The 13,390-nt window shown below is 71.3% G+C and carries 8 protein-coding genes; 3 read left to right on the top strand and 5 right to left on the bottom strand.

From position 1 onward, the window contains the following. Positions 1 to 10 precede the first annotated feature (10 nt). The 3 genes from ACIQF0_RS11155 to ACIQF0_RS11145 all read right to left on the bottom strand — a co-directional run bounded on the left by ACIQF0_RS11155 (position 11) and on the right by ACIQF0_RS11145 (position 3,916). The gene (locus ACIQF0_RS11155) at positions 11 to 1,036 is read right to left on the bottom strand and encodes an ABC transporter permease (protein ID WP_401027413.1); all 1,026 of its coding nucleotides are present in this window, start codon (positions 1,034 to 1,036) and stop codon (positions 11 to 13) included. Next, entirely contained in the window at positions 1,033 to 2,538 is a 1,506-nt protein-coding gene (locus tag ACIQF0_RS11150) for a sugar ABC transporter ATP-binding protein (protein WP_401027410.1), read from the bottom strand. Before ACIQF0_RS11150 ends, ACIQF0_RS11155 begins: the two co-directional genes overlap by 4 nt. A 250-nt stretch (positions 2,539 to 2,788) precedes the next feature. Next, the gene (locus ACIQF0_RS11145; protein WP_401027407.1) at positions 2,789 to 3,916 is read right to left on the bottom strand and encodes a hypothetical protein; all 1,128 of its coding nucleotides are present in this window, start codon (positions 3,914 to 3,916) and stop codon (positions 2,789 to 2,791) included. A 67-nt stretch (positions 3,917 to 3,983) separates the two neighbouring features. On the opposite strand from ACIQF0_RS11145, the gene ACIQF0_RS11140 reads away from it, so the two are divergent. From ACIQF0_RS11140 to ACIQF0_RS11130, 3 genes are all read left to right on the top strand, one after another. After that, positions 3,984 to 6,785 carry a BTAD domain-containing putative transcriptional regulator gene (locus ACIQF0_RS11140; protein WP_401027405.1) on the top strand — a complete coding sequence of 934 codons (2,802 nt, stop codon included), beginning with the start codon at positions 3,984 to 3,986 and terminating at the stop codon, positions 6,783 to 6,785. A gap of 86 nt (positions 6,786 to 6,871) precedes the next feature. Beyond that, positions 6,872 to 8,155, top strand: coding sequence for a hypothetical protein (locus ACIQF0_RS11135; RefSeq protein ID WP_401027402.1), 1,284 nt, complete (start codon positions 6,872 to 6,874; stop codon positions 8,153 to 8,155). An 18-nt stretch (positions 8,156 to 8,173) separates the two neighbouring features. Then, positions 8,174 to 9,457, top strand: a complete 1,284-nt coding sequence (locus ACIQF0_RS11130; protein ID WP_401027400.1) for a hypothetical protein — start codon at positions 8,174 to 8,176, stop codon at positions 9,455 to 9,457. A 47-nt stretch (positions 9,458 to 9,504) separates the two neighbouring features. Here the strand turns inward: ACIQF0_RS11130 and ACIQF0_RS11125 are convergent, their stop codons facing one another. Continuing rightward, entirely contained in the window at positions 9,505 to 10,272 is a 768-nt protein-coding gene (locus tag ACIQF0_RS11125) for a class I SAM-dependent methyltransferase (protein WP_401027398.1), read from the bottom strand. Then, positions 10,269 to 13,373: a BTAD domain-containing putative transcriptional regulator gene (locus ACIQF0_RS11120; protein ID WP_401027396.1), complete on the bottom strand. Its 3,105-nt coding sequence runs from the start codon at positions 13,371 to 13,373 to the stop codon at positions 10,269 to 10,271. The genes ACIQF0_RS11125 and ACIQF0_RS11120 overlap by 4 nt, the downstream gene beginning before the upstream one ends. Positions 13,374 to 13,390 lie beyond the last annotated feature (17 nt).

Here is a 13,390-nt window from a genome sequence, read left to right as displayed (position 1 = left end):
GGATGCGGCGTCAAGCGCCGCTGCGTCGGGCCAGCCGCTGCTGGAGGAGGACGGCGACCACGATGATCGCGCCCTTCGCGACGGCCTGGGCGGAGATGGAGAGGTTGTTGAGGGTGAACACGTTCGACAGCGTGGTGAAGATCAGGACGCCGAAGACGGTGCCCGCGATCGTGCCGCGACCGCCGGAGAGCAGCGTGCCGCCGATCACGACCGCGGCGATCGCGTCGAGTTCGTACAGACCGCCGTGGGTCGCGCTGCCGGTCGTGGTGCGGGCGATGAGCATGGCGGCGGCCAGCCCGCAGCACAGACCGAGCAGCGCGTAGAGCAGGACGGTGTGCCGCCGCACGTCGATGCCCGCCAGCCGGGCCGCCTCCGGGTTGCCGCCCACCGCGAACGTGCGGCGGCCGAACGTGGTGCGGTTGAGCAGCACCCATCCGGCCACCGCGACCACCGCGAAGATCACCACGAGCACCGGTACCCCCAGCACCGATGCGTCGAAGAACGCGGCGAAACCAGGCACGTTCACGATCTGGGTCTTGCGGTTGGAGATGATCTCGGCGAGACCGCGCGCGGCGGCGAGGCTCGCCAGGGTCGCGATGAACGCCACGACCCGGCCGTAGGCGATGAGCATGCCGTTGACCAGCCCGCACGCGCCGCCCACCAGCAGCGCGGTGAACACGATGACGATCCAGTGCGTGTCGTTGGCGATCCCTTGGGTGGCAAGGGTTGTCGCCCACACCGACGACAGCGCGACGATCGCGCCGACGGACAGGTCGATCCCGCCGCCGGTGATCACGAACGTCATGCCGATGCTCACGACCCCGATCACGGCGGCGAGCCGCAGGATGGTCAGCACGTTGTCGACGTCGGCGAACCGGTCGCCCGCGGTGATCACCCCGCCCAGGCACAGCAGGACCAGTGCGACCACGAGACCGGTGTTGCGCCCGGCCGGGGAGGCGAGCAGCGCCGAGACGCTCGACTGCCTGGCGACCGGGGTGTGCTGGGGCGCGGCCACTGCGGCGGTGTCCTCGCTCATGCGGCGTGTCCTTCCATGACCAGGTCGAGGACCCGGGACTCGTCGATCTCGTCGGCCGGTCCGTCGTGGACCACCCGGCCCTCGCGCACCACCAGGACCCGGTCGGCCAGGCCCAGTACCTCCTCGACGTCGCTGGACACGACGACGACGGCCACGCCGGAGTCCGCCAGTGCGCGGATGAGCTCGTAGATCTCGCTGCGCGCGCCCACGTCCACGCCGCGGGTGGGTTCGTCGAGCAGCAGCACTCGGCACTCCCGCAGCAGCCACCGCGCGAGCACGACCTTCTGCTGGTTGCCGCCGGACAGGCCGCGCACCACGCGGTCGACGCCGGCCGGACGGACGTCCAGCGTCTCGGTCAGCTGGGCCGAGCGGACGCGTTCGGCCCGCTCGTCCAGGAACCCGAAGCGGGCGAACGACGACATCGACGAGACGGTGATGTTGCGGTACACGGCCTGGTCCAGCAGCAGTCCCTGGCTCTTGCGCTCCTCCGGGCACAACCCCATGCCCGCGCGCACGGCCGCGCCGACATTCCCCCGCCGGAGTCGTCTTCCGTCGACCTCGACGGTGCCTTCGGCGGCCCTGCGCGCGCCGTAGATCGTCTCGAGGATCTCGGAGCGGCCCGACCCGACGAGACCCGCGAGCCCGACCACCTCCCCCGCGCGGACCGTGAGGTCGACGTCGCGGAAGCGGCTCTTGTCGGCCAGCCCGCTCACCTTCAGCACTTCCGGCGCCGCCGGGTCGACCGGTTTCCGTTGCGGGAACACGTTCTCCAGCACGCGGCCGGTCATCAGCCCGATCAGTTCCGAGGTCTTCACCTCGCGTGCGGGCAGGCCCGTGGCGACGGTGCGGCCGTCCTTGAGCACGGTGACCCGGTCGCCGATTTCCCTGATCTCCGCCAGTCGGTGCGAGATGTAGACGACGGCGACGCCCTGCGCGGTGAGTTCCCTGATGACACCGAACAGGACCCGCACCTCGTCGGGGTCCAGCACGGCCGACGGCTCGTCCATGATCAGCAGCTGCCCGTCCAGCGACAACGCCCGCGCCATGCTCACGACCTGCTGGTGCGCCACGGACAACCGGCCGACGTCGCGGTCGGGTGAGATGTCCCTGTGCCCCAGCCGGTCGAGCAGCGCACGGGTCCTGCGCCGTGCCTCCGATCGCCGCGTGAAGCCCGCAGTGGACAGTTCGTGGCCGAGGAACACGTTGTCGGCCACCGAAAGGCCGGTCACGAGGTCGAGCTCCTGGTAGATGGCGGCCACCCCGCTGCGCATCGCGGCGGTCGGGTTGCCGAACGACACGACCTCGCCGCGCCAGCGGATCTCGCCCTCGTCGGGACGATGCGCGCCGGACAGCACCTTGATCAGCGTCGACTTGCCGGCGCCGTTCTGCCCGAGCAGGCAGTGCACCTCACCCGCGCGGACGTCGAAGTCCACGCCCTGCAGGGCCATCACGCCGGGAAAGCGCTTCACCAGGCCCTGGACCGACAGCAGCGGGGCCGTCATCCGGTCACTCCGGTCCACAGCCGGAAAGGCGCGCGGCAACGCGCGGGCGAGCTCACCATTGAGTCCTCCGGGGCCCCGGCAACCGTTGTGCCATCAGGGGAATTCGGTCTTGCGGACTCTCAAGCTAATTCGCCGGTTTTGCCCGGACAAGAAGGTGGGGGTGGCACATATCGGCCAACTTTCCCCTTGACCGGAGGGGTTCTTCGAGGGTGAGACGGCCGGGCGCGGCCAGCCGTCTCACCCGCGGTTCCTAGAGGGGACGGTGGTCCGGGCCACCCAGACGCCACGACGGCTGGTAGAGGCCGCCGCTGTCGAACAGGACGTGGAACGAGCCGTCAGCGGGGTTGTAGACGCCGTAGTCGGAGTTCCCGTTGCCGTTCCAGTCGCCGGAGACGGGCAGGAAGCCGGGGCCGCCCAGGCGCCACTCGGGGTGGTACGCGGCGCCGCCGGAGTCGAACAGCACGTGGAACGACCCGTCCGCCGGCCGGTAGACCGCGTAGTCGCTGGTGCCGTTGCCGTTGAAGTCACCGGCCACCGGCAGGTCGCCCGGCCCGCCCAGGCGCCAGCTCGGCTCGTAGAGACCACCCGAGTCGAACAGGACGTGGAACGACCCGTCGGCCGGGTTGTAGACGCCGTAGTCGGAGTTCCCGTTGCCGTTCCAGTCGCCCGCGACCGGGACGTAGCCGGGCCCGCCGAGCCGCCAGGTCGGTTCGTAGAGGCCACCCGAGTCGAACAAGACGTGGAACGAGCCGTCGGACGGCCGGTAGACCGCGTAGTCGGAGTTCCCGTTGCCGTTCCAGTCACCCGCGACGGGCAGGTCGCCGGCGTGGCCGAGCCGCCAGCTCGGCTCGTAGAGGCCGCCGGAGTCGAACAGGACGTGGAACGAGCCGTCCGAGGGCCGGTAGACCGCGTAGTCGCTGCTGCCGTTGCCGTTGAAGTCCGCCGAGTGCCGCGACGCGGTGAAGTTGTTCGCCGCGTCCCTGGCCACGTCCAGGTACCTGCGGTAGGTGCCGTTGTTGTAGGTGGTCCAGGCGGTCCAGTTCGTGCCACCGGACGACATGCGGTTCGTCACCACGGCGTTGTAGGCCGGGTCCAGCAGGTTGCCGTTCGTGCCGTTGCGCCACGGGTCGTTGCGGTCGACCTTGATCTGCCACATCCCCTGGTCCGCGGGGACGGGGTCGTCGAAGTAGGTCCTGCACCTCGACTCGGCCATGCCGATCGCGACGGCCTCGACCAGGTCCTCGCCGCGGAAGCCCGCCTTCTGGGCGTGCTTCGCGCACACCTCCGGGCCTTCCTCGCTCGCGACCGCGCTGTGCGCCGGAATGACGAGCACGGCGGCCACCAATGACAAAACGGACACCAAAATGCGTCTGTCCACGCAATTCCCCCAAGTCGTGAATCAAGCCGATCGATGCTAACGCGCAGATCCCTTACTGTGTGGGCTTGTGACGCGAATCAGGCTGCTGGGGGCCGTCGAGGCGCACGACGGGGAAACAGCTTTCGCCGTCAACAGGCCGTTGGTGCGCGGCGTGTTCGCGCTGCTGGCGCTGCAGGCGGGGGAACCGGTCGGGGTCGAGCGGATCATCGACGTCGTGTGGGACGAGGCGTCGTCGGACGACGCTCGCGGCCTGGTCCACGGCTATGTTTCGGCTCTGCGCAAAATGATCCGGCCGGCCGGAATCGAGATTTCGCGGCGCGGTCCGGGATATGTGCTCAACGCCGCCCGCGACGACGTCGACCTCCTGCTGTTCCGCTCGCTGGTGACGCGGGGACGGCTGCGGGACGCGCTGGCGTTGTGGCGGGGAGAACCGCTGACGGGCACGCCGCACACGACGTTCTTCGACGGCATGCGGTCCACGCTGGCCGAGGAGCGCCTGGTCGCCGCCGAGACGTGGGTGGACCAGGAACTGGCAGGGGGACGACACCGCGAGGTGCTGCCGGAGCTCTCCTCGCTCGTGACCGAGAACCCGTTGCGGGAGAAGCTCGTCGCGGCGTTGATGCGCACGTTGTACCGCAACGGCAGGCAGGCCGACGCGTTGCGCTGCTACGACGTCACCCGCGCCCGGCTGGCCGACGAACTGGGCCTGGACCCGTCGGGCGAGCTGCGGTCCGTGCACGAACGGATCCTGCGCGCCGACGAGGACCTGCTGGCCCCCGCTCCCCCGGCGCCGGAACCGGTCCGACCCAGGAACGCGCTGCCGCTGGACGTTCCCGACTTCACCGGACGTGCGCGCGAGCTCGACCGCGTGCTGGACGAGCTGCCCGGGCCCGGTGCCACGGCGGTCGTGCTGGTCGACGGCATGGCCGGCGTCGGCAAGACCACGCTCGCCGTGCATCTGGCGCGGCGGCTGCGCGACCGCTACCCCGACGCACAACTGCTCGTCGACCTGCACGGGTTCACGGCCGGTCGCGAGCCGGTCGATCCGTTCGACGCGCTGGACGTGCTGCTGCGGTCGCTGGGCGTACCTGCCGCCGAGATCCCGAACGACCTCGACCAGCGGGTCGCCGCGTGGCGCACCGAGCTCTCCGGCAGGCGGGCGGTGGTCGTGCTGGACAACGCGGCCGACTCCGGCCAGGTGACGCCGTTGATCTCCGGCGCACGGGACTGCCTGGTGATCGTCACCAGCAGGCGGCGTCTGAGAACCGTGCACGGCGCCGCCCTGCTGTCGCTGGACGTGCTGCCCGGCGACGAGGCGCTGGCGTTGCTCACCCGGATGCTCGGCGACCGGGTGGCGGCCGAGCCCGAGGCGGCGCGCGAGCTGGTCCGGGTGTGCGGCGGTCTGCCGCTGGCGCTGCGGATCGCGGCGGCCAGGGCGCAGCACCGTCCACAGTGGATGATCGAGGACCTGGTCGAACGACTGCGCGAGTCCGGCGAGGCTGAGGTCGCCGCCGCGTTCGCACTGTCCTATCGGGACCTGGGCGCGGCGCACCAGCGGATGTTCCGCCTGCTGGGCCTGCATCCCGGCAGCGACTTCGACGCGTGCACCGCCGCCGCGCTCGCGGGCGTGCCGTTCCGCGAGGCCGACGACGTGCTGGAGGACCTCCTCGACCTGCACCTCGTGGAGCAACGCGCACGTGGCCGGTACACGTTGCACGACCTGGTTCGCGACCACGTTCGTTCGCTCGCCGATCCGGACGCGCCCGCCGCGGCCGCCCGGCTGCTCGACTACTACGTGCACGTCGCGAACTTCGCCGCCGACCTGCTGCAACCGGGACGCCGCGAGGCGGAGCCCGTGGTCGCCTCCGTGCCGGACCGGCTGCCCCGGTTGCGCGACGACCGGACCGCGATGGACTGGTTCACCACCGAGCGCCCGAACCTCGTCGCCGCGTCCCGGTTCGCGGTGTCGGCGGGGTTCGACCGGGTGGCCACCGAGCTGCCGGTGCACACCGGCCACTTCCTGATGATCACCGAGCGCGTCGACGACCTCGTGGCCGTCCAGGAACCGGCGGTCGAGGCCGCGCGCAGGCTCGGCGACCCTGTGGCCGAGTCGCGCGGCCAGTACCACCTCGCGCTGACCAGGTACATGCAGTGCCGGTACCGGGCGGGCCTCGTCCACGCGGACCGCACGCTGGCGCTGGCCGCGGAACTGGGCGACCGGACGCGGGAGAGCATGGCGCTGGTCGTGCAGGGCATGCTCCGGCACCGGCTCGGCGACCACGCGGGCGCGCTGACCGCCTACGAGACCGCGCTGCCGATCCAGCAGCACCAGAACAACTACCGGCACGCCGCGATCTGCATCGCCAACCAGGGCCGGGTCCACCTCAGCCTCGGCAGGCTGACCGACGCGCGCGAGCAGCTGGAGAAGGCGCTCATCAAGAGCCGCGAGATCGGCGAGCGGCACGAGGAGGGCTCGGTGCTCGCGGCGCTCGGCGCGGTGCACGCCCGGCTGGGCGAGCACGACCGCGCGGCCACGTTGCTCGACGAGGCGCTGGCGCTGGCCAGGGACACCGGCAACACCCACTACGAGATGCGCGCGCTGATCAAGTCGGCGGACGCGCGCCGCCGCGCGGGTGAACTGGCGGAAGCGGCGGCGTTCGGCGAGCAGGCGATGACGATGCTCGGTCACGGCCGCAGCGCGGACTTCCTCGCCGTCGCGCACAACGTGCTGGGCGACATCGCGTTCGACCGCGGCGACCTGCCGGCCTCGGTCACCCACCACGCGCGGGCCAGGGAACTGGCCGAGCGCATCGAGTACCGCGCCGAGCTGGAAGCGGCCCGCGCCGGTCTGGCACGCGCCCGGTCCTGACGTCCAGGTTGCTGCCAGGTTCTCACCAGAACGCGTTTCTAGATTTCCTCCCATGAGCCCGAGGGGGCTTCGAAGAGGGGACAGAAATGCGATTGCGAAACAAGATGCGCTGGCTGGGAGCAGCCGCGTTACCGCTGGTCCTGGCTCTGACCGGGGCGACGGTCGCGGCCACCGCGGTCACGTCGACGGTGCTGACGGGGGTGGCACAGGCATCCGACGTCGGCGGCCAGATCAGCCGCGACGAGGTGATCCAGCGCGCCAGATTCTGGCTGAACAAGGGCCTCCAGTACGACCAGGGCGGATCGGCGCCCGACTCGTCCGGCAAGCAGTACCGGACCGACTGCTCGGGTTACGTGTCGATGGCACTGCACCTGACCAACTCGCCGAACTCGACGGCGATGCTCACCGACTCGCGGTTCTTCACCATCAACCGCGCCGACCTGAAGCCCGGTGACTTCCTGGTCCTCAACGGGCACGCGTTCCTGTTCGGCGGCTACCACGCCGACGGCGTGCACTTCACGTTCTTCACCTTCGGTTCCACGCCGGTCCGCGAGAGCGTCGGCACGTTCACCGGTTCGAGCCTCGACGGGCACCCGACGAGCCAGTACGTGCCCAGGCGCTACAAGAACATCGTCGAGTCCGCGCCGCCGAAGTCCCGTGCCGCCAAGTACTCGTCGGACTTCAACGGCAACGGGAACAGCGACTACGCCACCTACAACGCCTCCGACGGCTCGTTCCACGTCCTGTTCGACACCGGCGGTGCCGCGTACAACCCCGAATGGCGCCTCGGCCAGGCCGGCGATCTGCCGATCACCGGTGACTGGAACGGCAACGGCAGCAGCGACTACGGCGTCTACCGGCCGTCCGACGGCTCGTTCCACATCCTGTTCGACTCCGGCGGCCTGTACGAACCCACGTGGCGCCTGGGCGGCCCGGGCTACGTCCCGGTCGCCGGTGACTGGAACGGCAACGGGAACAGCGACTACGGCGTCTACAACCCCGCCGACGGCTCGTTCCACATCCTCTTCGACTCGGGCGGCCTTTACGAGCCGAGCTGGCGTCTGGGCGGTCCCGGCGACCTGCCCGTCGCGGGTGACTGGAACGGCAACGGCAACTCCGACTACGGCGTCTACCGGCCGTCCGACGGCTCGTTCCACGTCCTGTTCGACACCGGCGGCGCCGCTTACCACCCCGAATGGCGACTCGGCGGCTCCGGCTCGATCCCGGTCTCTGGTGACTGGAACGGCAACGGGAACAGCGACTACGGCGTCTACAACCCCGCCGACGGCTCGTTCCACGTCCTGTTCGACTCGGGCGGCCTCTACGAGCCCACCTGGCGCCTCGGTGGCAGCGGCCACCGGCCGGTCTGAGCCCGCGGAGCGAAGACCATGAGATCCGCACTCGCTCTGGGCCTCGCCGTGGCCGCGCTCGCCACGGGCCTGACGCTCGCGACCGCGCCGTCCGCCCTGGCCTACAACAACCTGCCGTGCGGGCCCGGCAACCCGACGCAGTCCGACCAGGCGGTCGCCACCTCGCTGAACGGCAGGCTGAACGGCCGGCTGCGGGCCGGCGTCAACTCCTACCAGGTTTCCTGCGCCCGTGCCGTCGTCGAGACCGTGAGGTCCCGCGGGCTCGACGAGCACGCCGCGGCCATCGCGATCACGACGACGATCGTGGAGTCCAACATCAAGAACCTGGACGGCGGCGACCGCGACTCACGGGGCCTGTTCCAGCAACGGCCCAGCCAGGGCTGGGGCACGCCCGAGCAGGTGGTCGATCCCGTGCACGCCACCAACGAGTTCGTGAACCACCTGCTCAGGGTGACGAACTGGCACGGGAGGCCGATCGGCGAGGTCTGCCAGGACGTGCAGCGCTCCGGCACGCCGGACGCCTACGGCCCGCAGGCGCACGACGGTGAGGTCATCGCCGGCGCGCTGTGGGGAGGCGGGGCGCGGAACTCCCGCGCCGCCCGGTACTCGTCGGACTTCAACGGCAACGGCAGCAGCGACTACGCCGCCTACCAGGCGTCCGACGGCTCCTTCCACGTCCTGTTCGACACGGGCGGCGCCGCGTACCACCCGACCTGGCGCCTCGGCCAGGCGGGAGACCTGCCGATCACCGGCGACTGGAACGGCAACGGCAACTCCGACTACGGCGTCTACCGGCCGTCGGACGGCTCGTTCCACATCCTGTTCGACTCGGGCGGTCTGTACGAACCGACCTGGCGGCTCGGCGGGCCCGGCTCCCTGCCGGTGGCGGGTGACTGGAACGGCAACGGGAACAGCGACTACGCCGTCTACAACCCCGCCGACGGGTCGTTCCACGTCCTGTTCGACTCGGGCGGGCTCTACGAACCCACCTGGCGCCTCGGGCAGACCGGAGACCTGCCCGTCGCGGGTGACTGGAACGGCAACGGGAACTCCGACTACGGCGTCTACCGGCCGTCCGACGGGTCGTTCCACGTCCTGTTCGACACCGGTGGCCTCTACGAGCCGAGCTGGCGTCTCGGACAGACCGGGGACCGGCCGGTCGCCGGTGACTGGAACGGCAACGGCAACTCCGACTACGGCGTCTACCGGCCGTCCGACGGGTCGTTCCACGTCCTGTTCGACACCGGTGGCCTCTACGAGCCGAGTTGGAGGCTCGGCAGCACCGGCCACCTGCCCGTGTAACTGAAAGCCAAGGGGCGCGTTCACTTCGGTGGACGCGCCCTTCGGCATTAGCGGGCGGTGAGGGCGTAAGCGGGCAGCGGCACGTTGCCGCTCTCGCGCGCGACCTGGCCGAGCAGCTCCTTGGCCAGCCCGTCCGGCGCCTCCTTCAGCGCGATCGAGATCTCCCAGTCCGCGTCCTGCAACGCGCTCGTGTCGACGTCACCGATCCGCTCGACCTGCCAGCCGGCGCCGTCGAGCGCGGCGAGCAGGGTGGCGCGGGTCAGCGGCGCACGCACGTTGCCGTCGGTCTCGCCCATGCGGTCCTGGGCGAGCACGGACAGCAGGTGCGGAACCTGGTCGGCGCGCTGGGGTTCCGGGTCCCACTCGGCGAAGCAGAGCCGCGAACCGAGCTCGCGGGCCTTCGCCAGAGTGCGTTCGAGCAGGTCTGCCGAGGCGAAGTACCAGGAGCAGTGGGCGAGCACGACGAGGTCGTAGCCGGTGCCGACGTCGTCGGTGAGCGCGTCGGTCTCATAGCGCATCTCGATGCGGTCGCCGAGGGGGCCGTCGAGCAGGTGCCGCGCGGAGTCGCCGACGGTGACCGGGGCGCCGTAGCCGGGCGGCGCGATGTCGGTGCCGACGATCCTCCCTCGTGGACCGACGGCATCCGCGAGCACGGCGGTCATGTCGCCCTGGCCGCAGCCGATCTCCAGCACTCTCGCACCTTCGGGGATCTGCCAGGTTCGCGCGAGTTCGAGGCGGTATCCGGTCTGCGTGACCTGGACGTCCGGGCTGACGGCGTGAGCCGCCATGAGATGGGCGATCTCTTCGGATTTCATCGAGGCGGAGCGTAAGAGCGGGACTCGGTCGGCGCATCTTGTTTCTGGAGGTCACCGACGCCGGGCGCCATCGCCGCGGCCTCCTCGACGGTCAGCCGGGTGCCCTGGTCGAACGCCAGGCTGAACGCCGTGTCGCCGAGGGCCGACCGGGCCGCTTCGGAGACGCGATCGACGTCGCCGCGCTCGGCAGGCGGCAGCGGGGCGTCCACACTGCGCCGGGCGGCGTCTGCGGCGCCCAGCAGCAACGCCGCACACTCCTCACCGAGAAGGGCGGCCGCGCCGGCGAGACCTTCGAGGGACAGGGCGAGCGCGCGGGGTTCGTTCAGCGACCGGGCCAGGTCGAGGGCCCGCAGGTGCTGGGCGGCGGACTGGTGCGCGTCTCCGCGGAGTTCGGCGATGAAGCCGAGTTCCGCGTGCAGCAGGTGGTCCCCCGCCAACGACGAAAGGTCGGCGTAGCCGTCGCGGATCTGCTGGAGGTGTTCTTCGGCGGTGTCGAGGTCGCCGCTGCGGCGGGCGCCGAGGGCCAGGCCCATCTTCGCGTGGATCTGGCCGTAGGTGTAGCCGTGTTCGACGGCGATGCGATGTGCGCGCTGGTGCAGGTCGTGCGCACGCTCCCAGTCGTGGTCCAGCAACGCGAGGCGGCCCAGGCCGGACAGCCGTGCCGACACCTCCGCCTGCAGGCCCAGTTCCTGGGCGAGGGCGAGTCCTTCGTGCTGACAGCGCGCCGCGGACTCGTAGTCGCCCTTGATCTCCGCCAGCGTGGCGAGGGGCGGGATGGTCTGCATCTCGCCCCAGCGGTCGCCGAGCAGGCGGAAGAGTTCCGCGCTGCGCAGGCCGTCGCGGCCGAGTGCGGCGAGGTCCCCGCGCACCAGTGCGAGCATCGCGCGCAGGCCCAGTGCCGCCGCGATCCCCCACTGGTCGTCCTCGGCGGTGAACAGGTCCAGTGCACGGGTGTTCGCCTCGGTGCTCGCCGCCAGGTTTCCCGCGCTGAACAGGCCATAGGCGCAAAGCCACTGTGCTCGGGCGGGCGCGGCGGCGACCGGGGCAGCCTCGTGATCGCCGTTGAGCAGGGCGAACGCAGCGTGCAGGACGACGAGTTCGGGGGTGGCGCAGGTGCTCAGCACGGCTGCCAGGGTGCGGCGGCATTCGGCGAGACGGCCGCGCAACAGCCACCACCACGACAGGGCCGTGACGAGCCGGACGGCCTCGCCCGGACCGGCGTGCTCCAGTGCGGAGCGCATGTTTCCGGCTTCGGCGTCGAGCCGGGCGAGCCAGACCTGCTGACCGCTCCCGCGCAACTGGGGTTCGGCGTGCTCGGCGACCGCGAGGTAGTGCCTCAGGTGGCGGTCGCGGGCGAGGTCCGCCGCCTCCTGCAGTCGTTCCAGGGCATAGGCGGAGACGGATTCGAGCAGCCGGTAGCGGGGTCCCTGCGTCACGACCACGAGCGACCGGTCGACGAGCCGTGTCACGAGGTCGAGCACCTCCGCTCGCGCGACGCCGTCCCCCGCGCACACCTCTTCGGCCGCGGCCAGGTCGCACCCGTCGCTGTGCACGGCGAGGCGGCGCAGGACGACGCGTTCGGGAGCGCTGAGCAGTTCCCAGCTCCAGTCGATCATCGCGCGCAGGGTTCGTTGCCGGGCGGGAGCGCCACGTTGCCCGAGGGTCAGAACGGAGAACCGGTCGGCCAGCCGCACCGCGAGTTCCCGCACGCCGAGCGCGCGCACCCGCGTGGCCGCGAGTTCCAGCGCGAGCGGGATGCCGTCGAGACGGCGGCAGATCTCGGCCACCGCGTCGAGGTCGGCCGGATCGCAGTCCTCCTGGCGCGACGGGAAACCGGGCGCGGACGCGGCGGCACGCGCGAGGAAGAGCCTGATCGCGTCCGGGGGCGCCAGCGGTTCGACGTCGAAGACGCGCTCACCGGCCAGACCGAGGGGTTCCTGGCTGGTGGTGACGACGACCAGGCCACGCGCGGCGCGCAGCAGCAGTTCGGTGAGTTCGGCGGCCGCGTCGACGACGTGCTCGCAGTTGTCCAGCACGAGCAGCATGCGGCGGTCGCGCAACGCGGTGGCGAGACGGCGCGCGGCCTCGCCGGTACCCGAGTCGCTGATCCCGAGCACGGCGGCGACGACCTCGGCCAGGTCCGCCGCGGTGGCGGAGCGCAGTCCGGCGAACTCGACCAGCCAGACGCCGTCCGGGAACTCGCCGGACCCCGCGTGCGCGATCGCCAGGCTGGACTTGCCGACGCCACCGGGGCCGGTGAGGGTCACCAGCCTGGCTTCGCGGCGCAGTTCGGCGAGCTGCGCGAGAGAGCGCTCTCGTCCGATCAGCGGGGTGAGCGCGTTGGGCAGGTTCGAGGGCGCCTTGGCTTGGGGCGACCCGAGTTCCTGGCGGAGCATCGCCTGGTGCAGCGCCCGCAGTTCAGGACTCGGATCGACGCCCAGTTCCTCGGCGAGGCGGCCGCGCAGGTCCTCGTACGACGTGAGTGCCTCGCTCTGCCGCCCGGTCAGGTAGAGGGCCCGCAGCTGCGTCGCGCGCAGCCCCTCCCGCAACGGGTGCTGGGGCACGACGGTCGCGAGGTCTTCCACGGCGAGCGCGTGATCACCGGCCTCGAGCCAGGCGTTCGCCCGTTCCTCGACGACGGCCAGCCGCAGTTCGGTGAGGTGGTGGGCGGCCGGGCGCACGAACTCGTCGTCGGCGAAGTCCGCGTACGCGGCGCCGCGCCAGAGATCGAGCGCCTCGGTGAACAGCTCGGCTCGCGAGCGCGGGTCCGTCGTCGACCTGGCCCGTGCCACTAGTGCGCGGAACCGGGTGGCGTCCAGGTCCTCCGCGCCGAGCACGATCCGATAGCCCGGTGGTTGCCGCACGATCCGGTCCCTGCCGAGGATCCCGCGCAGCTGGGAGATCTTGACCTGCAACGCCCCCGCGGGCTTGCCGGGCGGCCGGTCGCCCCACAGGTGCTGGACGAGCGCGTCCGCGGCGACCGCGTCGCCGTCGTGCGCGATCAGCGCCGCGAGCAGCGCGCGCACCTTGAGCTCGGGGACGGTGACCGGCTCCCCCGCCTCGTCCCACACCGTCAGCGGGCCGAGCACCCCGAACCGCATCCAGCACCCCTGACGTC

It is taken from the genome of Lentzea sp. NPDC092896 (assembly GCF_044754905.1).
In the GTDB taxonomy this organism is placed as follows: domain Bacteria; phylum Actinomycetota; class Actinomycetes; order Mycobacteriales; family Pseudonocardiaceae; genus Lentzea.
Note: the sequence above shows the minus strand (reverse complement) of the source record. Positions and strands in the feature narration are given on the sequence as shown.